This is a genomic window from Streptococcus sanguinis (assembly GCF_019929145.1).
Lineage (GTDB): Bacteria > Bacillota > Bacilli > Lactobacillales > Streptococcaceae > Streptococcus > Streptococcus sanguinis_U.
The window spans coordinates 91,083-114,466 of the sequence record NZ_JAHZOW010000001.1 but is presented as its reverse complement, the minus strand read 5'-3'; the positions used below and the strand labels follow the sequence as shown (position 1 = coordinate 114,466).

The 23,384-nt window shown below is 42.8% G+C and carries 25 protein-coding genes, 1 pseudogene and 1 riboswitch; of the genes and pseudogenes, 4 read left to right on the top strand and 22 right to left on the bottom strand.

Annotated elements, in window-relative coordinates; genetic code table 11:
* Nucleotides 1–105: 105 nt before the first annotated feature.
* Both K1I94_RS00575 and K1I94_RS00570 read right to left on the bottom strand, forming a co-directional pair.
* Nucleotides 106–738, bottom strand: a complete 633-nt coding sequence (locus tag K1I94_RS00575) for a DUF421 domain-containing protein (protein ID WP_002909170.1) — start codon at nucleotides 736–738, stop codon at nucleotides 106–108.
* Nucleotides 735–1,190: a DUF3290 family protein gene (locus tag K1I94_RS00570; RefSeq protein WP_002897090.1), complete on the bottom strand. Its 456-nt coding sequence runs from the start codon at nucleotides 1,188–1,190 to the stop codon at nucleotides 735–737. The genes K1I94_RS00575 and K1I94_RS00570 overlap by 4 nt, the downstream gene beginning before the upstream one ends.
* A gap of 140 nt (nucleotides 1,191–1,330) precedes the next feature.
* Between K1I94_RS00570 and K1I94_RS00565 the strand changes: the two genes are divergently transcribed.
* The 3 genes from K1I94_RS00565 (at nucleotide 1,331) to K1I94_RS00555 (ending at nucleotide 3,319) form a co-directional block, all read left to right on the top strand.
* Complete coding sequence (locus tag K1I94_RS00565; RefSeq protein ID WP_033179197.1) at nucleotides 1,331–2,158, top strand: exodeoxyribonuclease III; 828 nt, start codon at nucleotides 1,331–1,333, stop codon at nucleotides 2,156–2,158.
* An 11-nt stretch (nucleotides 2,159–2,169) separates the two neighbouring features.
* Entirely contained in the window at nucleotides 2,170–2,556 is a 387-nt protein-coding gene (locus K1I94_RS00560) for a bleomycin resistance protein (protein ID WP_223314091.1), read from the top strand.
* Between the two features lie 169 nt (nucleotides 2,557–2,725).
* Nucleotides 2,726–3,319 carry a helix-turn-helix domain-containing protein gene (locus K1I94_RS00555; RefSeq protein WP_223314090.1) on the top strand — a complete coding sequence of 198 codons (594 nt, stop codon included), beginning with the start codon at nucleotides 2,726–2,728 and terminating at the stop codon, nucleotides 3,317–3,319.
* Nucleotides 3,320–3,344: 25 nt separating this feature from the next.
* Here the strand turns inward: K1I94_RS00555 and nth are convergent, their stop codons facing one another.
* The 9 genes from nth to tmk all read right to left on the bottom strand — a co-directional run bounded on the left by nth (nucleotide 3,345) and on the right by tmk (nucleotide 10,663).
* A complete protein-coding gene (nth, locus tag K1I94_RS00550; RefSeq protein ID WP_223314089.1) occupies nucleotides 3,345–3,974 on the bottom strand; it encodes an endonuclease III in 630 nt (209 codons plus the stop codon).
* A 94-nt stretch (nucleotides 3,975–4,068) separates the two neighbouring features.
* The gene (locus K1I94_RS00545; protein WP_125356706.1) at nucleotides 4,069–4,422 is read right to left on the bottom strand and encodes an arsenate reductase family protein; all 354 of its coding nucleotides are present in this window, start codon (nucleotides 4,420–4,422) and stop codon (nucleotides 4,069–4,071) included.
* Nucleotides 4,423–4,556: 134 nt separating this feature from the next.
* Nucleotides 4,557–5,732, bottom strand: coding sequence for a 3-phosphoglycerate dehydrogenase family protein (locus K1I94_RS00540; RefSeq protein ID WP_223314088.1), 1,176 nt, complete (start codon nucleotides 5,730–5,732; stop codon nucleotides 4,557–4,559).
* 12 nt (nucleotides 5,733–5,744) lie between these two features.
* Nucleotides 5,745–6,836, bottom strand: coding sequence for a 3-phosphoserine/phosphohydroxythreonine transaminase (gene serC / locus K1I94_RS00535; RefSeq protein ID WP_223314087.1), 1,092 nt, complete (start codon nucleotides 6,834–6,836; stop codon nucleotides 5,745–5,747).
* A gap of 237 nt (nucleotides 6,837–7,073) precedes the next feature.
* Complete coding sequence (locus K1I94_RS00530) at nucleotides 7,074–7,838, bottom strand: DpnI domain-containing protein (RefSeq protein WP_223314086.1); 765 nt, start codon at nucleotides 7,836–7,838, stop codon at nucleotides 7,074–7,076.
* 85 nt (nucleotides 7,839–7,923) lie between these two features.
* A complete protein-coding gene (rsmI, locus tag K1I94_RS00525) occupies nucleotides 7,924–8,793 on the bottom strand; it encodes a 16S rRNA (cytidine(1402)-2'-O)-methyltransferase (protein ID WP_223314085.1) in 870 nt (289 codons plus the stop codon).
* A 2-nt stretch (nucleotides 8,794–8,795) separates the two neighbouring features.
* Nucleotides 8,796–9,113, bottom strand: coding sequence for a DNA replication initiation control protein YabA (yabA, locus tag K1I94_RS00520; protein ID WP_002909165.1), 318 nt, complete (start codon nucleotides 9,111–9,113; stop codon nucleotides 8,796–8,798).
* A gap of 24 nt (nucleotides 9,114–9,137) precedes the next feature.
* Nucleotides 9,138–10,028 carry a DNA polymerase III subunit delta' gene (locus K1I94_RS00515; RefSeq protein WP_223314084.1) on the bottom strand — a complete coding sequence of 297 codons (891 nt, stop codon included), beginning with the start codon at nucleotides 10,026–10,028 and terminating at the stop codon, nucleotides 9,138–9,140.
* A complete protein-coding gene (gene tmk, locus K1I94_RS00510; protein ID WP_223314083.1) occupies nucleotides 10,025–10,663 on the bottom strand; it encodes a dTMP kinase in 639 nt (212 codons plus the stop codon). Before tmk ends, K1I94_RS00515 begins: the two co-directional genes overlap by 4 nt.
* A gap of 311 nt (nucleotides 10,664–10,974) precedes the next feature.
* Between tmk and K1I94_RS00505 the strand changes: the two genes are divergently transcribed.
* Nucleotides 10,975–11,862, top strand: a complete 888-nt coding sequence (locus K1I94_RS00505; protein WP_223314082.1) for a YitT family protein — start codon at nucleotides 10,975–10,977, stop codon at nucleotides 11,860–11,862.
* 33 nt (nucleotides 11,863–11,895) lie between these two features.
* On the opposite strand, the gene K1I94_RS00500 is transcribed toward K1I94_RS00505, so the two are convergent.
* The 11 genes and pseudogenes from K1I94_RS00500 to K1I94_RS00450 form a co-directional block, all read right to left on the bottom strand.
* Nucleotides 11,896–12,552, bottom strand: coding sequence for a CBS domain-containing protein (locus K1I94_RS00500; protein ID WP_061592002.1), 657 nt, complete (start codon nucleotides 12,550–12,552; stop codon nucleotides 11,896–11,898).
* A 438-nt stretch (nucleotides 12,553–12,990) separates the two neighbouring features.
* Entirely contained in the window at nucleotides 12,991–13,701 is a 711-nt protein-coding gene (locus K1I94_RS00495) for an ABC transporter ATP-binding protein (RefSeq protein WP_002894681.1), read from the bottom strand.
* Nucleotides 13,701–14,465, bottom strand: a complete 765-nt coding sequence (locus K1I94_RS00490; RefSeq protein WP_223314081.1) for an ABC transporter ATP-binding protein — start codon at nucleotides 14,463–14,465, stop codon at nucleotides 13,701–13,703. The genes K1I94_RS00495 and K1I94_RS00490 overlap by 1 nt, the downstream gene beginning before the upstream one ends.
* Complete coding sequence (locus K1I94_RS00485; RefSeq protein ID WP_223314080.1) at nucleotides 14,465–15,418, bottom strand: branched-chain amino acid ABC transporter permease; 954 nt, start codon at nucleotides 15,416–15,418, stop codon at nucleotides 14,465–14,467. The genes K1I94_RS00490 and K1I94_RS00485 overlap by 1 nt, the downstream gene beginning before the upstream one ends.
* A 3-nt stretch (nucleotides 15,419–15,421) precedes the next feature.
* Nucleotides 15,422–16,291: a branched-chain amino acid ABC transporter permease gene (locus K1I94_RS00480; RefSeq protein ID WP_002897070.1), complete on the bottom strand. Its 870-nt coding sequence runs from the start codon at nucleotides 16,289–16,291 to the stop codon at nucleotides 15,422–15,424.
* Nucleotides 16,292–16,536: 245 nt separating this feature from the next.
* Nucleotides 16,537–17,697: an ABC transporter substrate-binding protein gene (locus K1I94_RS00475; protein ID WP_223314079.1), complete on the bottom strand. Its 1,161-nt coding sequence runs from the start codon at nucleotides 17,695–17,697 to the stop codon at nucleotides 16,537–16,539.
* An 88-nt stretch (nucleotides 17,698–17,785) separates the two neighbouring features.
* The gene (locus K1I94_RS00470) at nucleotides 17,786–18,055 is read right to left on the bottom strand and encodes a YlbG family protein (protein WP_002894676.1); all 270 of its coding nucleotides are present in this window, start codon (nucleotides 18,053–18,055) and stop codon (nucleotides 17,786–17,788) included.
* A gap of 160 nt (nucleotides 18,056–18,215) precedes the next feature.
* Nucleotides 18,216–18,815 (bottom strand): annotated as a pseudogene (locus K1I94_RS00465) (ATP-dependent Clp protease proteolytic subunit); the annotation flags it as partial.
* A 98-nt stretch (nucleotides 18,816–18,913) separates the two neighbouring features.
* Nucleotides 18,914–19,543, bottom strand: a complete 630-nt coding sequence (gene upp, locus K1I94_RS00460) for a uracil phosphoribosyltransferase (protein ID WP_002894672.1) — start codon at nucleotides 19,541–19,543, stop codon at nucleotides 18,914–18,916.
* 97 nt (nucleotides 19,544–19,640) lie between these two features.
* Nucleotides 19,641–22,301: a magnesium-translocating P-type ATPase gene (gene mgtA / locus K1I94_RS00455; RefSeq protein ID WP_223314078.1), complete on the bottom strand. Its 2,661-nt coding sequence runs from the start codon at nucleotides 22,299–22,301 to the stop codon at nucleotides 19,641–19,643.
* Nucleotides 22,302–22,458: 157 nt separating this feature from the next.
* Nucleotides 22,459–23,070 carry a glutathione S-transferase family protein gene (locus K1I94_RS00450; protein WP_032913640.1) on the bottom strand — a complete coding sequence of 204 codons (612 nt, stop codon included), beginning with the start codon at nucleotides 23,068–23,070 and terminating at the stop codon, nucleotides 22,459–22,461.
* Between the two features lie 150 nt (nucleotides 23,071–23,220).
* Nucleotides 23,221–23,377: riboswitch (M-box (ykoK) riboswitch) on the bottom strand.
* Between the last annotated feature and the right edge of the window lie 7 nt (nucleotides 23,378–23,384).

Here is a 23,384-nt window from a genome sequence, read left to right as displayed (position 1 = left end):
GAAACCTTTTTTAGTAGCACTTCATTATATCATATTTTGTTAAGTTTGCGAAAAGACATTCATTAACATTCAAATCAATTAAAAAACCTAGAAAATATTCTAGGTTTAATAGGTCACAACATTCAAGTTGCCACTTTCATACTCAGCGATGAAGATATTCGAAATATCGGTGTATCCGTCTTTAGCCAGTCTCTCCACCAGCCACTCTTCTGTTTTATCAATAGACTCCAGAATATCAATTTGGACAACACCATCTGTAATAAGTGGATATTTAGGATTCTCTTCACCAGCCTGTACAATAATCAGCTGGCCGTTTTGCTCTATAACTGCCCGTTTGACCTGCTTGAGCTGGAAAATACCTTGGCTGCGCAACTTCAAAGCTACATCTGCTGCTGAAAGACCAACAGAACGGCAGGCTTCGGGACTTAATTTCCCATGCTGAATCAACGTTGTCGGCTTGCCATCAATCAAATGCTTAACTGCACGGACATTGTTATTGAGCCACTTTAGGGTCAAGACCAAGATGGTCCACATAATAAGAATGACTGCATACTGAAGAATGTTAATGGAGCTATTATAAATCACCCCACCGATAATGCCACCAAGGACATAGTTTTGAATCTGATCGATCGCTGAATTGGGCGCCAGATTGCCTTTTCCGGTCACATTGATAACAAAAACCAGTGAGAAAAGTCCCAGTGCTAGCTTAATTAGGATTTCAAGAAAATTCAATGTCATTTTTCAACCTCCACTATTTCGATATCTGTCGTCTTATGTAAGTCAATTTTTTCAAGCAGATATTTATCTGGCTCACTACCGCTCATAGCCCGATAAAAGTTCTTTCCGACCTTCAAAATCGCTCCATCAGTTGCGGCTGAAGTATTGACATAGACCTCCGACTTATCCACGCCCAAGTCTTCTGAAATAACCTCAATAAAATGCAGAGAGGTTTGAAACTGGTTATTAGAGTCTTGGTCAGTCTGAAAATTGCTAATGCCAATCAAGACCATAGCCACCAAGGCCAAAACAGAGATGATGGCTAGTTCCCGAAATTTTGAATCGCGCTTATTGCGGTAGGCCTTAAAAGCAAAAAATCCTGTCACAAGCAAAAGCAAGACAGAAAGCGCAACTGTCACCCAGTTTTGCTGGCTAATCTGACTCAAAACATAATCATAAGAATAGAATTTCATGGTTTCTTCCCTCTATTTTCTAGGATAATTATAGAAAAATTTTCATTATTTTTCAAGCTTTCTTACAATCACTTTACTATAAATCATTCCTAAATTTTGTTATAATAAACTCAGTAAATTTTACTAGAAAAGGAATTTTTATGAAACTCATCTCTTGGAACATTGACTCTCTCAACGCTGCATTAACCAGTGATTCTGCCCGCGCTCAGCTCTCTCAAGCCGTCCTTCAAACCTTGCAAGCTGAAAACGCAGATATTATCGCCATTCAGGAAACAAAACTCTCTGCGACAGGTCCGACAAAAAAACACTTGGAAATTTTGACAAATCTTTTCCCAGAATATGAAAACACTTGGCGCTCCTCCCAAGAGCCAGCACGTAAGGGCTATGCAGGAACCATGTTCCTCTACAAAAAAGAACTGACGCCAACCGTAACCTTCCCTGAAATCGGCGCTCCGTCAACCATGGATGTCGAAGGTCGCATCATTACGCTTGAATTTGACGGTTTCTTTGTCACACAGGTCTATACGCCTAATGCTGGCGATGGCCTCAAACGTTTGGATGACCGTCAAGTCTGGGATGCCAAATACGCTGAATACTTAGCAACACTAGATGAACAAAAACCAGTACTTGCAACTGGTGACTATAATGTGGCCCACAAGGAAATCGACTTGGCCAATCCAGCCAGCAACCGCCGTTCACCAGGCTTTACCGACGAAGAGCGCGCTGGCTTTACCAACCTGCTGGCTAAAGGCTTTACCGATACCTTCCGCCACTTGCACGGCGATATTCCTAACCAATACACTTGGTGGGCGCAGCGCAGCAAGACTTCTAAAATCAACAATACAGGCTGGAGAATCGACTACTGGCTGACCAGTAACCGTGTAGCTGACAAGGTAACCAAGTCTGATATGATTGACTCCGGTGCGCGCCAAGACCACACACCCATTGTCATGGAGATTGAACTCTAAGGAGAAAACGAATGGACTATCAAGCTATCATTCCCGAATTCGTGGTATCTGACCTCGAAAAGTCGCGCCACTTCTACTGCAACTTGCTGGGATTCTCTGTCGAATACGAGCGTCCAGAGGAGAAATTTCTCTTCCTCTCGCTTGAAGACTGCCAACTCATGTTAGAAGAAGGCAGCGCAGAAGAATTAGCCCAGCTGACCTATCCTTTCGGGCGCGGTGTCAATATTTCCTTTGGCATCGAAGATGTCCCTCAGCTTCACCAAAAACTGATGGAAGCTGACTATCCCATCCATCGTCCGCTGACAAAAAGAGAGTTTCGAGTGGGAGATAGCTTTATTTATCCCCATGAATTTGCGATTTTAGATCCAGATGGTTATTTTTTAAGATTTAGTGAATAAGAAAAGGAGGCTGCTAGCCTCTTTTTCAGTAGGTAAACATGAATTGACAGACCTGTAAATCCAGTGGCAAAAACCTTTGCTAAATCCCATGAAATCAACATGTCAAAGAATTTTGATAGTCATTTTTTGTATAATTGAGTAGAATAAAATCAGAAAGCGAGGAAATCTTATGCAAGTCGGAAAACAAATCCAGCACTATCGTAAAGAGAAAAATTTATCTCAAGATGATTTGGCTGAAATAATCTTTGTCAGCCGTCAATCCATTTCCAACTGGGAACGCGGCGCAACCTATCCTGATATTCAAAACCTGCTCTTACTGAGCAAGGTCTTTGAAGTGTCATTGGACAAACTAGTCAAAGGAGATTTGGAAACCATGAAACAAATTATTCACGACCAAGAATTTACTCGCTATCAAAAAGATGGAGTGGTTTTTACCATTTTACTAATTGGAAGTCCTATAATAATGATTCCTCTAATTCTTTATTTGGATTGGTACGGCATCGCTATTAGTTGCTTGATTTTTGCTATCGCGATGTTCTACGCCCTACGCATTGAGAAATTCAAGAAAAAGCATAATCTTCGTACCTATCGCCAGATTGTCGCCTATGATCAAGGACGCAGCCTGAGCGAGATTGAAGAAGCCGAAGAAAGAGGTAAAGCTCCCTACCAAAGAATCATCCTTCCTGTTCTATTTGGCCTTGGAATTGGCGCTATTGCTCTGCTATTTTACTGGATCTTACTTACTTTCTTCCCTATCAAATAAAAGCGAAGTCATCAGACCTCGCTTTTTATATGTCCTTAAAGTTATAGAGTTGCGGATAGTGATCGCACTCGGGATTTTTAGGATGGCAGATAGCCCGTCCAAAGTAAATCATGGCCTGATGGGCTGGCAGCCAACGTTCCGGTGGAAGGACATCCATAACTCGCTTTTCTACTTCCAATGGCGTTGCCGACTTTTTAACGATATCATGGTGCTTGCAGATGCGCTCCACATGGGTATCGACAGCAAAGGCCGGAATGCCAAAGCCCACACTCATGACTACATTGGCCGTCTTGCGACCAACACCAGCTAGACTTTCCAATTCCGCCCGCTTTTGTGGTACTTGGCCATCAAAGTCGTCTAAAAGCTGCTGGGCGCATTTCTTCAAAAACTTGGCTTTGTTGCGATAAAGACCTAGGCGGGAGATATATTTAGCAATGTCTGCTTCACCAGCCTTAGCCATATCCTGTGGAGTCGGATAAGCCTCAAATAGGGCGGGGGTTGCCTTATTGACCGCAGCATCTGTCGTCTGAGCCGACAGCATGACCGCTACCAAAAGCTCAAAGTGATTGCGAAAATCCAGACTGGGCTTGGCGTCAGGGAAAAGAGCAATAATCTCTTCAATCACATGACGAGCCCGTTTTTTTGATAAAACCATGATTCTTCTTTCTAAGATTGAGATAGATTTATTATATCATGAAAGGAAGAAGCATCCAAAAAACTTGATTGATAAAGTAGCTGGTCTTAATACTTTACAAACCTAACTCTCCATACGCCTTCCGGTAGCCAATCTGCAAGATTTGGTTATCTCGAACCAAGAGCGGTCGTTTAATCAGCATGCCGTCTGTCGATAATAAATCTGCAGCTTCCTGAGCTGTTAAATGTGGCACCTTTTCTTTGAGCCCTAGCTCACGATATTTGAGACCGCTGGTATTGAAAAAGGCCTTGATCTCAAAATCAGAATTCTGAATCCAGTCTAGAAGTTGGTCTCGGCTAGGTGTATTTTGGACAATATCTACCGCTTCAAAGTCCACTCCTAATTGATTGAGCTCAGCCTTGGCCTTGCGGCAGGTAGAGCATTTTGGGTATTCGATAAATTGTAACATTGTTTTTCCTCCGTCCCTATAATAGCCCAGCTAGCTTCTTCTTGTCAAGCTGAGACTCATTAGAAAAAGCCGACAAGAGAAAGGCTCATCGGCTGGTATAGGCGCATTCCATGAAGAAACACCTCTATTTTCGGTTATTTTTTAATCAAACGCACGCGCACAATATTGTCGCTATTCTTAAATTTATCAACCAGCTCCTGAATCTTGCTTTCGTCCGACTCATCCAGATCCAGCAAAGTATAAGCATAATCGCCCTTGGAACGATTGATGATATTGTCGATATTGATATTCAAATCACTGACCGCTGTTGAAATCCGAGCCACAATATTCGGTACATTTTTGTTAATCAGGGTAATCCGATAAGGCGCTGAGAGAGCCTGACGGACATTAGGGAAATTCACTGAGTTGATAATCTCGCCCGTTTCCATGAAGCGTCGGATGGTTTTCCCAGCCATAATGGCACAGTTGAGCTCAGCTTCTTTGGTCGAGCCACCCAAATGCGGAAAGACTGTAATCTGCGGATGACGGAGCAGCTCTTCTACACCAAAGTCTGTGATATAGCGCTTGATAACACCTGCTTCCAAGGCTTCAAAGAGGGCAGCGTTATCCACCAGCTCGCCACGGGCAAAGTTGATGAGGGTTGTTCCCTTTTGCATAAGACCAAAAGCAGCCTGATCAAAAGTAGCGCGTGTATCCTCAGTCAGGGGCACGTGGATAGTGATATAATCACTCTTCTCAAAGATTTCCTTAATATCCGCTACCCGTTTGACATGGCTAGAGATATTCCAAGCTGTTTCAATGGATACATAAGGGTCATAACCAAGGACATTCATTCCCAGACGATAGGCATCGTTAGCAATACGACCGCCGATAGCTCCTAACCCAATGACTCCCAAAGTCTTCTCTGCAATCTCTGTCCCAGCAAACTGCTTCTTACCAGCTTCCACTTGCTTGGGAACATCATCTCCAGAAAGGCCGTTAGCCCAACTGTTAGCTGCGATATAGTCACGGGCAGACAGGAGAATGGAAGCCAAGACCGATTCTTTCACCGCATTGGCATTAGCTCCTGGCGTATTGAAGACTACAATTCCCTGAGCCGTTGCCTGTTCGACCGGAATATTATTGGTTCCTGCGCCTGCCCGCGCAATAGCTTTGAGCTTGCTTGGAAATTCCTGTCCATGCAGGTTTTGACTACGTAGGATATAAGCATCCGGATTGTCAGACTTGTCTCCGTCAATCTGAAAAGCATTACCTAGCTCCTTAAGACCGATTTGATTGATGTTGTTAAAGGTTTTGACACTAAAGACCATAGTTTCCCTCTCTTAAGAATTTTCTTCTTCAAATTTCTGCATAAAGGCAATCAAGTCCTTGACACCTTGGAGCGGAAAGGCATTGTAGAGACTAGCTCTCATGCCGCCTACGCTGCGGTGCCCCTTGATATTCTTGAATCCCGCTGCTGCAGCCTCTTTGTTAAATTTGGCGTCCAGCTCTTGGCTAGGAGACACAAAGGGAATATTGGCTACTGAGCGCTGCTCCTTGTAACGGACTGGACTGCGGTAAAAGTCAGACTGCTCAATGAAGTCGTACAAAAGGCCAGATTTTTCACGATTGCGCTTTTCCATTTCTGCTACACCACCCAGCTCCTTGACCCACTCAAAAACCAGCTTGGCCATATAGATGGCGAAAGTAGGTGGTGTATTGTAAAGAGAGCCATTGTCCGCCTGAATGCGGTAATCCAACATACTAGATAGAACTGGACCATCATTCAACAAGTCTTCTCGGATGATGACAACAGTCACGCCAGCAGGTCCGATATTCTTCTGAGCCCCAGCATAAATCAAACCAAAATCCTCTACTCGGTACTGAGCAGCCAGGATATTAGAAGACATGTCCGCCACAATCGGCACGCCATTAGTCGCAGGAAGGTCATAAACAGCCGTTCCTTCGATAGTATTATTGGTTGTCAGATGCACATAAGGCGCCTGCGGATCAATCTCCTTTTCATCAAAAGAAGGAATTTCCGTGTAATTTAAATCCTCTGATGAAGCCAAAAGAATAGGCTCAAATGGAATGAACTTAGACAGCTTGACTGCTTCGGTGTAAGCTTTCTTTCCCCAAGATCCAGCCACTAGGTAATAGGCCTTGCCGCCTTGAGCTAGATTAAGGGGAATCATGCTAAACTGGGTAGAAGCCCCGCCCTGCAGGAAGAGCACGCGGTAATTATCCGGAATATCCATGAGCTCACGCAGCAAGCTCTCAGCTTCTTTGATAATATCGTCAAATTCCTTGGATCGGTGGGACAACTCCATCACACTCATGCCACTTTGGGCATAGTCTAAAAACTCAGCCTGAGTTTTTTTCAAGACTTCCTTGGGCAATACTGCCGGTCCAGCAGAAAAATTGTAAATCGTCATATCCTACCTCCAAAATTTATTTTGTATATCATATCACAAAGTTTAGAAAATATCTATTTTATTTCAGAAATCAAGCACTTTTTTAGCCAATTCCCGAACATTGTTGAAATATAGATAAGCAAAACAAACTGTCTAATCCAAGTAACAAAAAAATCCTGAGTTTAGGTCAGGATTACTAAGTCTGAAGACGTAGAAAAATTACAGATTTAATTTTTATAGAAAGTGTCTAATCAATTTTCATAACTTCCTATATCTTCCTCTTCCAATAAATTCTATCATCCCTTTATCTCTTAGCAGTTGCAATTGTTGGCGAATTTTGTCCTTAATATGATGGTTGTTAGGGAAAATGAGTTTTAAGCTCTCCTCAAAAGAATACATATCTTCAAGCGTAAACTCTCTCTCCTTGATTTTATCCAAGCATTTGAGAATTTCCAGCAACCATCCCCTAGTAGCAAAAGATTGCTTTCTAAGAAATAAGGTCTCTCTAAATTCTTTATGCACTAGTTCAGGCTCTCTAATCTGACCATTTTTAACTAGAAATATTCTTCCCTTTGACGGCACTTGTGACAAATCGATATTGCAGCCTACCCATCCCGCTCGTCTTGCCGTCGGACCAAGTGGCTTCCTCTTAATTATAGTGTCAACTGTTATAAATTGCTTGGGAAGGACTATAAAATTTTGAACTTCATAAGTTTCCGAATAGGTCAAAAAGAAAAAGTTTGGATTATTATCTGCTTGTACTCTCTCAACCATAGTTGCATAAGCACCGTCATTAATAATAGAAGAAAGATTTCCCTTTTTACTTTTTAGTTCAAATTCTTCTGAACACCTCTGGCAAAAGAAGTCTGCAACAGGGCGATTATTTTCATAGTGTTTCAAAGGACTTTTACCACAATTTGGGCAATAGCTATGACGAGCAACCCAATCTTCTGTCAAAACACGAGCCTTTTGACTGTTGCTTTTATAATTTTTAATTAAAGCTAAGTTAAACTGTAATTGCATAAGAACCTCGAAGTACGATAAACATCAACAACCTACTATAAAAATTTGACAGCAGAGACCATGATTAAACACATTTTTAAAGTCTTCAACTTCCTCTTAGTTCATGATAAACCGCATAGAGCTCGCTCTTGTTCCTGCCGTATTTCTTGGCCACTTCCTTGATGGCCTGATTTTTTTTGCTCCCAGCTTCAACTAAAAGATCAATCTCAGCGAGTAACTGGTCCTGAGACATTTCCTGTTTGGCATCTTCTGCTGCCCCAGCTACAATCAAGAGACACTCTCCTTTAGGCAGATGTTCTGCTGTATAGGCCAACAAGTCTGAAATCAGCCCTCGCTGATACTCCTCGTGAATCTTAGTCAACTCGCGCACCAGGACGACTTTGCGATCACCATAAACTGCCAGCATGTTTTCCAACGTAGCCCGAACCCGATGAGGGGATTCGTAGAAAATCTGGGTCTCAGGATAGGATTTTTTGCTAGTGAAAAATTCCTTCTGCTGGCCAGCCTTTCTAGGCAGAAAACCATAGAAAATATGCGGTTGGGGAGCCAACCCGCTGGCAATCAAGGCTGTTATTCCAGCACTAGGCCCAGGAATCGGTACTACAGTAATTCCAGCTTCTAGCGCTGCCTGAACCAAATCATGTCCAGGATCAGAAATACTGGGCAGACCAGCATCCGAAACCTGGGCTATATCATTTCCGCTTTGAAGCATGTCCAAGAGGATTGGAATTCTTTCCTTGGCATTGTGCTCATGAAAGCTGATCTGTTTAGTCTCAATCCCAAAATACTTGAGCAGCAGGCCTGTATTTCTCGTATCTTCAGCCGCAATCCTGTCAACCTCTTTCAGGGTATTGACCATACGGATGCTCATATCATCCAGATTGCCGATAGGAGTCGCGACCAGATAGAGTTTGCCGTAGGCAGTTTCGCCCTTAAAACTTTTTTGAACCTGCATCACTACTCCCTAAATAACAATTCATCGCAGAACATGCACTCTGCGTCATTCTCCCGGCGCTGACCGTAGAAATCCGTACAGACATGAAAGCCGTCATAGTAAAGCTTACGTAGATTATCTCGGTTTTTCTTGGTCTTGGTCGGAGTTTCCTTCTCCACTTCTCCCAAGCGCTCCCTCAGCTTGTCATTTTCCAGATGCAGAGCAATATTTTCCTCTACCACACTCTTGAGATTTTTCTTGACAGCCTCCACCTCAGCAAGGGTCACTAAAAGCGTCTGTGAAAAATCATCCAAGGCGTCAAATAAGTCTTTTTTATCCATTTTATACTCCTGTGCTGCCTCTTTTTACTTTCCCTTCAAAGTCATATATTCTAAAGCGTTTTGAAAAGATACGTTGGCCCGCCACATCTTCCGAGCCAGCAAAAGCTGCTCCAAGGCCTGTCGACCGCTCTCTGTTGCTATCTCTTTATAAAATAACACTTCCAAGAGCTTGAAGACCTGTTCCTGCTTCTCCTTATCATCAGCCAGCTTTGCCAGACGCGAAACCTGCAGAAATGCCTGACTTGGACGAGTTTGAAAATCCTTGACAAAGCGCTCGCATTCGCTGACTAATTCAAAAAAGACGTTATTATGAGCCAAGCATTTCGCTTCTAACTGGGTCTGACTATAAGCAGCTAGTAGCTCCGCTCGACTTTTAATCAAGCCATCCTGTTCCAAACTGTGCTGTAGAGCAGCTGTATTTTTCAAGAAATGATAAACCTGAGTCCGACTTCGAATCGTCGGCAGAATCAGCTGTTCATCAGCAGTCAGGAGAAAAATATAAATCTCGCTCTGCGGTTCCTCAATGACTTTGAGCAAGGAATTCGCTGCATTGACGTGCATCCGATCCGCATCGCAGATAATGAAAACCTGCCGACTGCCTTCTAAGCCACTTTGAGAGAAGTTTCGAACCAGCTCCCGAACTCGGTCTGTTTTAATAATGTTATTAACCGGTCGCACTACCGTTACATCAGAAAAATCTTCTGCTGCAATCAAATGGCAGGTACGACAGGACTGACAAGGCCAGACGCCTTGCTTATTCTCGCAAAAGAGACTTTGGGACAGGATTTGGGCCATTTCAAAACTGCCAAAAGCTCCGGTAAACAAGTAGGCATGACTAAGCCGCCCCTGTTCCAAAATATGCTGAAACTGCTCAAACAAGCTAGGCTGGCTTTGCTGTAAATCTTTTATCTTCATGACGGATTCCCAAATCGTTCCTGAATGATGGCCAAACTATCAGCCACTACCTTATCCAGAGGTTGACTGGCATCCACCTTGACAAAGCGCTCGGGCTCCTTGTCAAGAATCGCCAAATAGCCCTGCCGAACTCGCTGGTGCAAGTCCAAACCTTCCAGATCAAGCCGATTCACCTCTCGGCTTTCACTCTTAGCAATCCGCGCCAGCCCTTCTTCCACATCAATATCAAAATAGAGGGTCAAATCAGGCTTGAGTCCATCTGTCGCAAACCGATTGAGCCATTCAATGTCTGCTACATCCAGACCCCGTCCGTATCCCTGATAGGCCACTGAACTATCAATAAAACGATCCATCAAGACAAGCTTTCCTTGCGTTAAAGCTGGCAAAACCCGTTCAGCCAAGTGCTGACGGCGGCTGGCAATGTACAGCAAGAGCTCAGTCTTAGCATCCATCGCAGTATGACTAGGTTCCAAAATCACTTCGCGAATGGTCTCCGCAATCTGGACGCCACCCGGCTCCCGCGTCGTAATCAGGCCAGTACCATAATTTTTCAAAAAAGGAAGCAAGGCTTCCAACACACTCGACTTTCCAGCCCCTTCCGGACCTTCCAGCGAAATCAAATTACCATTTTTCATCTTTACCTTGAATCTCTAACTTCTATTTTTTGTTCTTTATAAGAAAATGCACATAAGACTTGCCCTAAAGCTTGATATAAGCCACTGTTGAAGCATGTCCAAACGGCTGAGCAGCCTGATAAGAGCCGACTCCGTCAACTCATTATTTTCATCCCACTCTTTTTTATCTATTGTTTATTTTACCAAAAAAAAAGCTAAAAGCCCATCATAAGAAAAGACTTTAAAAATTTTTTCAAAGTGTTTCACAAAGGCTAAATTTTTGGTAAAATATATTCAGAATAAATTTCTGGAAATAGATTTAGGAGGATCTTATGTTTAAATTAAAAAACGTACTGGCCATCATTTTTGGGGCTGGAATTTTTTCTTTTGGGATTCATTATTTGGTCATTCCTTTTCATTTATATGAAGGTGGTGCGACGGGTCTGACCTTGATTGCCTACTATCTGTTCAAAATCCCTGTCTCGACGACCAACCTGATTATTAACATTCCTCTCTTTATTATTGCTTGGAAGCTACTGGGCTCGCGAACCCTCTACCTCAGCATTCTGGGAACCTTCTCCGTGTCTGCTTGGCTCAAGATTTTTGAAATCCTACCTGCCTCCAAACACCTGCAAAACTATTTTTTCTCAGCTCTGGACGGGGATGTCTTACTGGCCTGTCTTGGAACAGGGATTGTTTTGGGGATTGGACTGGGCATCATCTTCAATGCTGGCGGAACGACGGGCGGTACTGACATTGTAGCCCGCATCTTTAATAAATACACTAGCATTTCCATGGGCAAACTCATGCTGACTGTTGATTTTGTGGTCATCACCTTGGTTCTCCTTGTTTTCAAAGACCTACGCATGGTATCTTATACCCTGATGTTTGTCTTTATCACCTCGCGCGTCATTGACCTGATTGCAGAAGGAGGCTTTGCCGGCAAGGGATTCCTTATCGTTACCAGCAAACCGGCAGAATTGGCTGAAGCTATCAATAACAAGCTGGATCGTGGAGTGACCTTCCTCAAGGGCCAAGGCTTCTATAGCAAGCAGGACTTGCAGATTGTCTACTGTGTTGTTTCCCGTAACGAAATGCAGCAAATGAAGAAACTCATTAACCAAGTCGATCCATTTGCCTTTACAACTATTACCGAAGCCCATGAGATTTTGGGCGAAGGCTTCACTTTAGACGCCAACAAACAACCTATTGTACGTTAAAAACCTCATCTAACGATGAGGCTTTTTTATCGCTTATAAAGCTTTTGCAGCAGTATGTGTAATCTCAGCCAGCTCAATAGCATGCTCCTCAAATTTTTTCTTGAGAAGCGCTGTATCTATATTACCGGCTAATTGTACTTCAATGACGACTTTGCCATCCTTGCGTGGGATATTGACGGTATTGGAGATGTTGAGATTTTCTTCCACCAGAAGACGGATAATCTGCTCAAGAACCCCCACCTTATTCTCAGTGACAAAGCGCAGACGGACTCCCTCTTCACCATAGCCAGATACTTCTAAGAAAGCCTTGAAAATATCACGATCAGTGATAACCCCGTAAAGTTGCTCATTGTCTACGACAGGCAAGATACCAATCTTATTTTTCAGCATCAGATAGGTCGCATCTTCCAGACTGGCAAACTGAGAAATCGTGACCACATCACGAATCATAACATCACCAACCTTGGTTTTGTTGAGAAGATAGTTCATCTCATAAATGGACAGACTCGTTGCCTTAGATGGACTAGCTTCTGCAATCGTTCCTTCTGTCACCAGTCCCACTAGTTGGTCATTCTCAATCACCGGCAGACGGTGGAGTTTCTGCTCACGCATCATATCTGCTACATGAGCAATCGTAGTATTTGGGCTGATATAAACCACCTTACGCGTCATAAAATCTTTAACTGCCATAAAAGTTCCCTCTACTTCCTATCCATAATTCTTATACTTATTATACTTTATTTTGCAGCTGATTTCAAACGCTTCCAAGGTCTTTGCCTAAGTTTTCAAAATTTAGAAAAATCCCGCGATTGGAAAAATTGAAGATAGGAAATGGCTAACTAAACTATTTTAAGCATCTAAGATAAGAAAAAGGTCCATTGGACCTTTTCTAAATGTTAAGTTACTACCGTAACTTTCTATCAACAACCTAAAAATGTCTCCCGGACATTTTAAAGAAAACTCGCTACCGCGAGTTCCTATTTGCAACCTGAAACAATCCACCGGGCATCTTGACGAAAACCTTGTTTTCTTTATCTGCAACTTAAAAAGGTCCATTGGACCTTTTCTAAATGTTAAGTTACTACCGTAACTTTCTATCAACAACCTAAAAATGTCTCTCGGACATTTTTAGCCACCTAGATATGCTTTGCGGACTTCGTCAGAAGCGAGGAGCTCTTGACCGGTTCCGGACAGAACGATTTTGCCTGTTTCAAGGACATAACCACGGTCAGCGATAGAGAGAGCCTTATTTGCATTTTGCTCAATCAAAAGAACTGTTGTGCCTTGCCGCTGGATATCTTGGATAATATCAAAGATTTCCTGGATAAAGATTGGCGCCAAGCCCATAGAGGGCTCATCCAGAAGCAAAAGCTTAGGCGTAGACATCAAAGCACGTCCCATAGCCAGCATCTGCTGCTCACCACCTGAAAGGGTTGCAGCATCTTGGTTTTTACGCTCTTCCAAGCGTGGGAAACGAGAGAAGACCTTTTTGAGATTGGCTTGATTTTCTTCGCGGTTTGTTTTGAGAAAGGCACCCATTTCCAAATTCTCCAAAACGGTCAAACCTGGAAAGACATGACGTCCTTCTGGTACTTGCGAAAGTCCAGCTGCTACGATTTTTTGAGCAGGAACTTTTTGAATTTCATTGCCGACAAATTCAATTTTACCAGCACTTGGACGAACCAAGCCTGAAATCGTGCGGAGAATGGTCGTTTTTCCAGCGCCATTGGCACCAATCAGGGAAACGACTTCTCCTTCATTGACTTCAAAGCTGACATCACGGACAGCCTGAATCATGCCATAATGGACAGAGAGATTCTCAACTTTAAGCATGGACATTAGGCTTCACCTCCTAGATAAGCTTCAATAACGCGTTTGTCATTCTTGATTTCATAAGGTGTTCCGTGCGCAATCAAGCGGCCGTACTCCAGCACATAGATGCGCTCAGTGACTTCCATTACCAGACTCATGTCATGCTCAATCAGCATGATGGTAATGTTAAATTCGTTTTTAATCCGTCGAATCAATGCAGTCAGCTCTGCTGTCTCCTGAGGGTTCATCCCTGCAGCAGGCTCATCCAAGAAAAGGATCTTTGGCTCCGTTGCCAAAGCCCGAACAATCTCCAAGCGGCGCTGCTGACCATAAGCTAAGTTCTTAGCCAAGGTTTCTGCTTCCTTGTCCAAGTCAAAAATTTTCAGCAACTCCAAAGCCTTAGCTTTGAGTTCTTCTTCGTTTTTGTAGTAAGCTGGCAGGCGGAGGAAAGAAGCTAACACATGAGCCTTATGATGATTACCAAAGGCAATCAAAACATTATCCAAAACACTAAGGTCCTTAAAGAGCCGGATGTTCTGGAAAGTCCGCCCTAGACCTAAAGAAGCAATCTTGTAAGGTACCTTACCATTGAGCAAATGACCATCTAGTGTCACTGTTCCTTCACTAGGCTCATAAACACCAGTCAAGAGGTTAAAAAGGGTCGTTTTTCCTGCACCATTAGGGCCAATCAGACCAACCAGCTCGCCCTCGTTGAGTTCCAAGGTCACATCGCTGACAGCAGTCAAACCACCAAAGTTTTTAGTTAGATTTTTCACATCAAGAAGTGCCATTATTCTTTGACCTCCTTATTCTTTTTGAAGAGCTTAGACAGGCTGAGCTCCCAAGTTCCTAAAAGTCCGCCTGGACGGAAAATCATGACCAAGATCAGGGCCAAAGAATAGACAATCATCCGAATGCTGGATACATCCTGCAGCAACATATTGAGAATTCCCAATACCACTGCAGCCACAATGGTTCCAGTCATAGAGCCTAGGCCACCAAAAACGACAATAATCAAGATATTGATAGTGTTGGTAAAGGAATAGTCCTTAGGAACAACTGAACCAACGAAGCCAGCTTGAAGAGAGCCAGCAATAGAAGCCGTGATAGCTCCCAAGACAAAGGCTGTCACTTTGATTCTAGTAGTATTAACCCCAACAGACTCGGCAGCAATCTCATCCTCACGAACAGACAGAGTGCTGCGACCGATAGGACTGCGCAGGAAATTCAAGGTCAAAATAGTTGTGATAACAACAAAGATATAGACCATCTGCCAAGAGGTAAAGGGCGGAATGGATAGGATACCAGCTGCCCCATTCGTCAAAGTACCGCCATTAATAATCAGAATACGGATAATCTCTGAGACACCAAGAGTCGCAATCGCGAGATAGTCTCCTTTAAGACGAAGCGTTGGCAAACCGACTGCCAAAGCCACAATACCAGCAATGATAGCTCCAGCCAGCATGGCAATGAAGAAGGCTCCATAAGTTGGCGATTGAGAGCCAATAATCGCTACAGCGTAGGCACCGATAGCCATAAAGCCAGCATGCCCAAGAGAAAATTGACCTGAGAATCCGACGATGAGATTAAGCCCCACAGCCAGAATAATATTAATCCCGATCTGCTCTAAGATTTGAATATAAAAAGCATTGAGAACACCGGCACTAACCAATACTGTCATCAGCAGGTAGCCGATTAAGACAAGGCCAAGCCAAAAAATATTTATCTTTAAATTCTTTTTCATACCTTACACCTTCTCTTTCACATTTTTACCGAGGATACCAGCTGGACGGATCAGAAGAATGACAATCAAAATCGCATAGACAATGGCATCACGGAAATCAGATAGTCCAAGCGCTGTCGCAAAAGTTTCCAAAAGACCGATAACAAAGCCACCAAGCGCAGCACCAGGAATAATTCCAATACCACCTAGAACGGCCGCTACAAAGGACTTGATCCCTGGAGTCATCCCCATCAAAGGCTCCAATGAATTATAGTAAAGGGCAATTAGAACACCAGCAGCTCCTGCAAGAGCTGACCCCAAAGCAAAGGTGAAGCTGATTGTTCGATTGACATTGATTCCCATCAGCTGAGCAGCATCACTGTCTACGGACACAGCACGCATAGCCTTACCCATCTTTGTCTTCTGCACGATGAACTGCAAAGCCACCATGAGGAAAATCGAAATTCCCAAAATCAGCAACTGAATATTTGAAATAGAAATCGGCCCTAAGTTAAAGCGTACTGTTTTAATAACCTGTGGGAAGGAACGAGTATTGGCACCGACAAAGAAAATCATGCCATACTCGAGGAGAAAGGAGACCCCAATGGCTGTAATCAAAGCCGCAATCCGAGTCGAATTACGCAGAGGACGATAGGCTAAAAACTCAATAACCACACCGAGAATCGCTGTCCCAATCATCGCTAAAATGAGAGAAAGGAAGAAATTAAACTTCAAGATATTAATCAAGTAATAACCCATAAAGGCACCAATCATATAGATATCGCCATGAGCAAAGTTAATCAGCTTAATAATCCCATAAACCATGGTATAACCCAAAGCCAGAAGCGCATAAACACTACCCAGGATTAGACCGTTGACTAATTGTTGGAGCATTAGACACCACTCTTTCTATAATAAAATAAGGAATGGGAGAAAAATCAGCAGACTAGGTCGTGATTTTATCATCCCACTCCCAAAATACGAATAATAGTTGATTGAGAAACGAAGAAGAATAGATTATAAAACAATACTCTTTCAAATCCGCAGATTCATGAAGAAAGAAATCATCTACTAATTCGCTCAAGCAACTAGAAATAGAAAACAAGTCAAAGACTGGGATAGCCCCAGCCTCGTAACTATTATTCCGCTTTAACTGTTTCTACAGTATCTACTTGACCGTCTTTCAAGCCAATCATCAAAGCTGTTTTCACTGGATTGTGATCTTTATCAATAGTGATTGAACCAGTTACTCCATCGAAATCTTTAAGCTTAGCCAAGTTGTCTTTGATATCTACTGAAGTTTTAGCACCTTTAGCTGCTTCTGCTGCCATATAAACAGAGTCATATGCCAGAGCTGCAAACATAGAAGGCTCTTCTTTGTACTTATCTTTGTATGCTTCAATAAACTTCTTAGCTTTTTCTGACATTTCACCAGAAGTTGTAAAGCCAGATACATAGTAAACATTTGTAGCTGCAGCAGGAGTTGCTTGCTCAACGAACTTAGCATCACCAAAGCCATCAGGACCAACGATTGTTTGGTCAATACCCAAACCACGCGCTTGATTGACAATTTTACCAGCTTCAGTATAGTAACCTGGAACAACCAGAGCGTCAAATTCTTTACCCTTAATCTTTGTCAAAGCAGCTTGGAAGTCTGTATCCTTAGATTGGAACGTTTCTGTTGCTACAATCTCACCCTTGAATTCCTTCTTGAAGGCATCCGCCATTCCTTTAGCGTAGTCACTGGATTGATCATAGTAAAGAACGACTTTCTTAGCTTTCAAGTTGTCAGTGACATACTTAGAAATGATTTTACCTTGGTAGCTATCAATGAAGGTTGCACGGTAAAGATAATCTTGCTTGTTGGTCAGGTCATCCTGTGTCGCACTTGGTGTAATGATTGGTACACCTGCTTTAGCAGCATTTGCAGTAGCTGAAGCTGTCGCTCCAGAAGTCGCAGGGCCAATGATTGCATTTACCTTACTTTGGGTAACCAAGCTAGTAGTGATGGTAGATGCTTCAGCAGTTTCTGATTTGTTATCCTTATCAGTAACTTCAATCTTTTTGCCATCTACGCCACCAGCAGCGTTGATTTCATCAACGGCCAACTGAGCACCATGTTGTTCAGCTGTACCGTAGGCTGCTACTTCACCTGATTCTTCAAAGTTAAAACCAAATTTAATCGTATCGCCAATTTCTGTACCAGTTGCTGTTGAGTTGTTATTGGATACTTCTCCACAAGCTGCGAGAAGAGCCGCACTAGCAAAAGCTACTAAAGATAGTGCAAATTTTTTCTTCATTAGGAAATCTCCTTAAGTAATTTGATTGATGATATAGTAAGAATATATCGAATTATCTGACAATTGTCAACCCCTTATAGAAACTTTATTAAATGATAACGTTTTCTTGCTCTCTATACAGGCTTCCAACAAAGTTTTGATCCAGTTCTTTTATGTGAGAAATCCGAACTTGCTTAACGTAGCGCTCCTTGGGCAGATTCTCCTGTAAGTTCTGGGCGTCCTCTTGATTGACATAGAGATGCAGATAGCGATGCTTCTTAGAATGATAAATAATATCACCGAAGTTCGCCAGCTTTTTGGCATCTCGATTATAGTAAAGATAGACAATCAAGCCCACTCTTTCTTCTCTTTCTATCATAAAGCTCCTTTCCAGTCCATGTAGTTCTTAGATGATTATAGCAAAGATAGGGCAAAAAAACTAGCCCTCAAAAGCTTTATCAATAGCTTAAAACACCTGAACTTGGTAACTTGTCAGACTCAAAGCAACAAAAAAAGGAGCGCTTTTGGCTCCTCCTATGTTAGTTCAGATTGCTATTTTCCATGATTTCGTCAATAAAACCGTATTCCAAGGTTTCTTGAGCGCTCATCCAGTAATCGCGTTCTGCATCTTTGTGGATTTGCTCAACGGACTTGCCAGAGTTTTCAGCTAAGATTTTTTCCAAGGTATTACGAGTTCTAAGCAAGTGTTCAGCTACAATGGCCATATCCGTTTGCTGAGTGCCGCTTCCAGCTCCGCCCATCGGCTGGTGAATCAGATATTCTGCATTTGGAAGCATGAAGCGTTTGCCCTTAGCACCACTGGAAGCAATGATTGTTCCCATGCTGGCAGCTACACCCATAACAATGGTCTGAACATCAGACTTGATGAAGTTCATAGTATCCACAATAGCCAGACCTGCTGAAACGGATCCCCCCGGCGTATTTACATAGAGATAAATATCTTTAGTATTGTCCTGTGCATCCAAGAAAAGGAGCTGGGCAATGACTGAATTAGCCATATTATCCTCTACTGGGCCAGTCAGCATGATAATGCGGTCTTTTAATAGCCGGGAGTAAATATCATAGGAGCGTTCTCCTCGGCTGGTTTGTTCAATAACTACAGGAATCATAGTTTTCTCTCTTTCTCTTTTTAAATTTTTCTATCAAACTAGGGAATAGAATTTCAAATTACGGAACTATTATATCCTTTTGGTCAAAAAAGGTCAAATAGAAACTTTTACTTAGTACCGAAAAGACGATCTCCTGCATCTCCCAGTCCTGGTACGATATATCCATGGTCATTGAGATGGTCATCCAGGGCAGCTGTGAAAATATCAACATCTGGATGAGCTTCCTGCAAGGCTTTTACTCCTTCAGGCGCTGAAACCAAGCAGACAAATGTAATATGGCTAGCACCACGTTTCTTCAGAGAATCCACAGCCAAGATAGCAGAACCACCCGTAGCCAACATTGGATCTACAACGAAAATCTGACGTTGGTCAATATCTTCTGGCAGCTTGACCAGATACTCAACCGGCTTCAAAGTTTCTTCATCACGGTACATTCCGATATGCCCAACTTTAGCTGCTGGAACCAAGCTCAGAAGTCCATCCACCATGCCAATACCAGCCCGCAGGATGGGTACAATAGCTAATTTTTTTCCTGCAATCTGCTTTTGGACTGTTTTCGTAATCGGTGTTTCAATTTCTACATCTTCAAGTGGTAAATCGCGCAAGACTTCATATCCCATAAGCATTGCGATTTCATCAACTAATTCACGAAAAGCCTTGGTAGAGGTATCTGTACGACGCAAGATAGACAATTTATGCTGAATTAGTGGATGAGCGATAACTTCAAGTTTTCCCATGATTGGATTTCCTTCTTTCAATTTATTCTTCTTATTATATCAAAAAAAGAGTGAAAAGGCTTGCCATAAGCAAGCCTTTTCAAAGATTTTCTTCACCTTACAGCCATTCTCTATAGCGCTTGATATAAAGGTGTTTAACAAGGGTTACACTAACCATATAAAGCGCAATAATCAAGAAAAGGAAAAGGAAATAAGTGCCATTCAGCGGAGCCGTCTTCAGAACTGACGCAAAGAGGCTGTATGGCAAGGAAGTAACAAAGAGAGCTGCTGTCATGGTCGTCACAATAACGGATAAAGCAGGACGGCTCTGCACAAATGGCAGCTTAGGTGAGCGCAGCATGTAGATGACCATGGTCTGGGTCCACATAGACTCAATGAACCAGCCTGTTTGAAAAAGAGTGATAAAGGTCTCTGCCTGTCCACTACCTGCTTGATAGCTACCTCCTGTTATCATAGGCACGATAATAAAGTAGAGCAACAAATAGGTCAAAACATCAAAAACGGATGAAATCGGTCCAATCCAAGCCATAAAACGGGTAATGGAGCTGGCTGACCAGATATGAGGTTTCTTGAGAAATTCACTGTCAACGTTATCGAAAGGCAAAGCTATACAGGACAGATCATAAACCAGATTAAGAACAATCAGATGAACTGGTGCCATAGGAAGAAATGGCAAAAAGATACTGGCAAAGAGGAGAGAAAAGATATTCCCAAAATTGGAACTGACTGTCATCTTAATGTACTTGGTCATGTTGGCATAGACCTTGCGCCCTTCTACCAGCCCTTTCTCCAGAACCATAAGGTCCTTGTCCAGCAGAATGACATCTGCTGTTTCCTTAGCAATATCGACAGCTGTATCAACAGAAATACCCACATCTGCTACCTTCATAGAAGGTGCATCATTGATGCCATCGCCCATGTAGCCAACCTTGTTGCCATTGGCCTTGAGCTGGAGAATAATCCGAGCTTTTTGGTCAGGTGAGAGCTTGGCAAAAACCGTTGTATGCTCTACTGCTTGGCTCAATTCCTCATCTGATAAAGCATCCACCTCTACACCCAGCAAGATATTGTCCACATCTAACCCAACCTTTTCACAAACTGCCTGGGTTACCTTATCATTATCACCGGTCAAAATCTTAGTAGCAACGCCGTACTCAGCCAAGGTTTCAATAGCTGGAGCCGCAGATGACTTGGGTGGATCTAGGAAAGCCAGATAGCCCGTTAAAATCATGTCGGACTCATCCTTCACTTCATAGTCGTAATCTTCTTTTAAATCTGACTTGTAGCTAACACCAAGCACACGCAGCCCTTGCTCATTGAGTTGAGACACTTCCGAAAGGATTTCCTGACGAATCTCCTCAGTCAATTCCGTAATGCGTTTCTTGTATTCTACATGGCTAGAGATAGCCAGCATTTCCTCCAAGGCCCCCTTGGTCACCATGCTGATGACATCCTCATCATCCTTAACAATGACACTCATACGACGACGCTCGAAATCAAAGGGCAGTTCATCAATTTTCTTAAAGGTTTGGTCTAGATTACGGACAATCTCATGCTTTTCTGCTTCTTTCTCCGTCCGATTGATAATAGCTCGATCCATGAGATTTTTGAGACCAGTTTGATAGTAGGAATTGAGAAAGGCACGACGGAGCACTGCTAAGTCCAAATCTCCATGAATATCCAGCGGGTATTCTAACACAATCTCGTCTTGGGTCAGTGTGCCCGTCTTATCCGTACAAAGGATATCAATAGCTCCTAGGTCTTGGATGGCATTCAGCTTCTTAATCACGACCTTTTCCTGAGCCATGATAATAGAACCTTTAGCCAGGCTCGCTGTGATAATCATGGGCAGCATTTCTGGAGTCAGGCCGACCCCAACACTGAGGGCAAAGACACCTGCTTCCAGCCAGTCGCCATCTGTCAGACCGTTGATGAAGAACACGACCGGAACCATGACGAGCATCAGACGAATCAAGAGCCAGGAAATGCTATTCATCTCGCGCTCAAAAGAGGTCGGCTCGTCGTAAGTATTCAGCGTCTGCTCAATGGCTCCCATCATGGTCTCATCGCCAACCACCAGCACCAGAGCTGTAGCTCTTCCGGAAATAACGTTGGTTCCCATAAAGGCCAGCGACTCTGTTTCTAAAAGGCTATCTAGATTTTGCCCATCCGACTTGGCTAGACTGACCTTTTCTACTGCATCGCTTTCGCCTGTCAGGCCGGACTGCTGAACAAAGAAATCACGCGAATCCAGCAGCAGTACATCTGCAGGAATCATGTCTCCGGCACTAAGTTTGATGATGTCTCCTACAACAAGCTCATCAATCGGCAGTTCCTGCTCTGCTCCTTCACGGATAACCGTAGCCGTGTTGACAATCAGCCGAGACAAATTACTAGCAGCGCGGTCGCTCCGCAATTCCTGAACAAAACGAATGCCTCCAGAAATCAAGACCAGAACGACAATAATGATAGAAGTTGTCGGATCTTCCTCACCAGGCTTAGCCAGCCAAACATTGGTCACTAAAGACACGAGAGCAATCACCAATAGGATGACTGTAAAGGGGTTAATGATAGACTCGTAAATTTTCTTTAGAATAGAGTCTTCCTGACCCTTTGTGATGATATTTTCACCATAGAGGTCACGATTTTCTTCGACCTGCTCTTCTGTCAGGCCGCGAAAAGAACTCTTGTAAAAAGCCAGAGTTTCTTTTACAGGAAGCTGCAGAGCAGCAACTAATCTTTCTTTTACTGTTTTCATTGGTTTCTCCTTGATGTATGATTGATAAATTTCATACACAGGGACCAATCACTTTATAAGGACAGAACGACACAAATCAGCGATTGGCTGTGTATGTGCGGTTCCGGATAATCGTCAATTTGCATCGCGTGTCTCCTTTCTTAATTTATAAAAACAATTAAAAGTCCCAAGATGCCTGCAAGACATCAAAGGTGGCATTCATCTTCTGTGTCCAATCTTGTAATTCTGGAAAATTTTCTTTTAAAGAAAATCCAATAACTTCTTCACGTAAATTCCACCAATCTACAAGAGCAACTACTTGGATTGTTGCAATATTTAAAGAGAGCCCTTGCTCAGTAGCCAGTTTCTCTAACAAAGACAAACTCCGTATATTTCTCTCTTCAATTTGCTGATGTCTGTCTTTCCACCAATGTTCTTTTTCATGGAAAAATTTTTCCGCAACAATCGGCATTGTATTTTCCAAAATTCCTTCAGCAATGGACAGTATATTTAAAACATGCCATTTATCCATTCCATTGGGGAAAAGTGAGACTTCCTGACCTAGTTCGTCTAAATATTGAGAAATTAAATCACTACCATATAACCATTCTCCACTGGAAGCTTGAAAAGCAGGAATTCTACCTAAAGGATTATCTTGATTGTGCGGTGAATTTCTATCAAAAGCCACCTGAACTTTCTGAATATCCACTTGCTCCTCTAAATGATGATGTAAAATTGTAACATATACTTTACGCGCAAAAGGACTGGTACTAGAATACCACAACTTCATCACTATTCCTCCTTCTTTTTTCTTAAGAGGCAGGCCAATCAACTATTTACTCTCTTGAAATATTTTCAACAAAAAAGAATACCCTGCCAATTTCTCAGCAGGGTTGTTTGCATGTCAGGTTATTTGCTTCATTGTTTTAAGCACAGATAAAGCAAGCATTCACCGTTCAAGCTTTAACTCCATAAGGCGATGAAATGAGCTTAGTCTTGACCTTGGCGATCAGGACTGTTGACCAACGAGTAGTGTCTCCACTGCTTTGCGGTAGTCATCCGTATCCTTATGGTAGCCTCACCTACCGATTTTCCACTATTACT

What these genes read in the sequence shown, in the direction of transcription:
- K1I94_RS00560 (WP_223314091.1), top strand. Translation starts at nt 2,170, where the DNA reads ATGGACTATCAAGCTATCATTCCCGAATTCGTGGTATCTGACCTCGAA.
- mgtA (WP_223314078.1), bottom strand. Translation starts at nt 22,301, where the DNA reads ATGAAAACAGTAAAAGAAAGATTAGTTGCTGCTCTGCAGCTTCCTGTA.
- K1I94_RS00490 (WP_223314081.1), bottom strand. Translation starts at nt 14,465, where the DNA reads ATGGCACTTCTTGATGTGAAAAATCTAACTAAAAACTTTGGTGGTTTG.
- nth (WP_223314089.1), bottom strand. Translation starts at nt 3,974, where the DNA reads ATGGTTTTATCAAAAAAACGGGCTCGTCATGTGATTGAAGAGATTATT.
- rsmI (WP_223314085.1), bottom strand. Translation starts at nt 8,793, where the DNA reads ATGCAGGTTCAAAAAAGTTTTAAGGGCGAAACTGCCTACGGCAAACTC.
- K1I94_RS00515 (WP_223314084.1), bottom strand. Translation starts at nt 10,028, where the DNA reads ATGAAGATAAAAGATTTACAGCAAAGCCAGCCTAGCTTGTTTGAGCAG.
- K1I94_RS00450 (WP_032913640.1), bottom strand. Translation starts at nt 23,070, where the DNA reads ATGAAGTTGTGGTATTCTAGTACCAGTCCTTTTGCGCGTAAAGTATAT.
- K1I94_RS00495 (WP_002894681.1), bottom strand. Translation starts at nt 13,701, where the DNA reads ATGTCCATGCTTAAAGTTGAGAATCTCTCTGTCCATTATGGCATGATT.
- K1I94_RS00575 (WP_002909170.1), bottom strand. Translation starts at nt 738, where the DNA reads ATGACATTGAATTTTCTTGAAATCCTAATTAAGCTAGCACTGGGACTT.
- K1I94_RS00540 (WP_223314088.1), bottom strand. Translation starts at nt 5,732, where the DNA reads ATGGTCTTTAGTGTCAAAACCTTTAACAACATCAATCAAATCGGTCTT.
- K1I94_RS00565 (WP_033179197.1), top strand. Translation starts at nt 1,331, where the DNA reads ATGAAACTCATCTCTTGGAACATTGACTCTCTCAACGCTGCATTAACC.
- serC (WP_223314087.1), bottom strand. Translation starts at nt 6,836, where the DNA reads ATGACGATTTACAATTTTTCTGCTGGACCGGCAGTATTGCCCAAGGAA.
- K1I94_RS00570 (WP_002897090.1), bottom strand. Translation starts at nt 1,190, where the DNA reads ATGAAATTCTATTCTTATGATTATGTTTTGAGTCAGATTAGCCAGCAA.
- K1I94_RS00470 (WP_002894676.1), bottom strand. Translation starts at nt 18,055, where the DNA reads ATGATAGAAAGAGAAGAAAGAGTGGGCTTGATTGTCTATCTTTACTAT.
- upp (WP_002894672.1), bottom strand. Translation starts at nt 19,543, where the DNA reads ATGGGAAAACTTGAAGTTATCGCTCATCCACTAATTCAGCATAAATTG.
- K1I94_RS00555 (WP_223314090.1), top strand. Translation starts at nt 2,726, where the DNA reads ATGCAAGTCGGAAAACAAATCCAGCACTATCGTAAAGAGAAAAATTTA.
- K1I94_RS00530 (WP_223314086.1), bottom strand. Translation starts at nt 7,838, where the DNA reads ATGCAATTACAGTTTAACTTAGCTTTAATTAAAAATTATAAAAGCAAC.
- K1I94_RS00480 (WP_002897070.1), bottom strand. Translation starts at nt 16,291, where the DNA reads ATGCTCCAACAATTAGTCAACGGTCTAATCCTGGGTAGTGTTTATGCG.
- K1I94_RS00505 (WP_223314082.1), top strand. Translation starts at nt 10,975, where the DNA reads ATGTTTAAATTAAAAAACGTACTGGCCATCATTTTTGGGGCTGGAATT.
- yabA (WP_002909165.1), bottom strand. Translation starts at nt 9,113, where the DNA reads ATGGATAAAAAAGACTTATTTGACGCCTTGGATGATTTTTCACAGACG.
- tmk (WP_223314083.1), bottom strand. Translation starts at nt 10,663, where the DNA reads ATGAAAAATGGTAATTTGATTTCGCTGGAAGGTCCGGAAGGGGCTGGA.
- K1I94_RS00545 (WP_125356706.1), bottom strand. Translation starts at nt 4,422, where the DNA reads ATGTTACAATTTATCGAATACCCAAAATGCTCTACCTGCCGCAAGGCC.
- K1I94_RS00500 (WP_061592002.1), bottom strand. Translation starts at nt 12,552, where the DNA reads ATGGCAGTTAAAGATTTTATGACGCGTAAGGTGGTTTATATCAGCCCA.
- K1I94_RS00475 (WP_223314079.1), bottom strand. Translation starts at nt 17,697, where the DNA reads ATGAAGAAAAAATTTGCACTATCTTTAGTAGCTTTTGCTAGTGCGGCT.
- K1I94_RS00485 (WP_223314080.1), bottom strand. Translation starts at nt 15,418, where the DNA reads ATGAAAAAGAATTTAAAGATAAATATTTTTTGGCTTGGCCTTGTCTTA.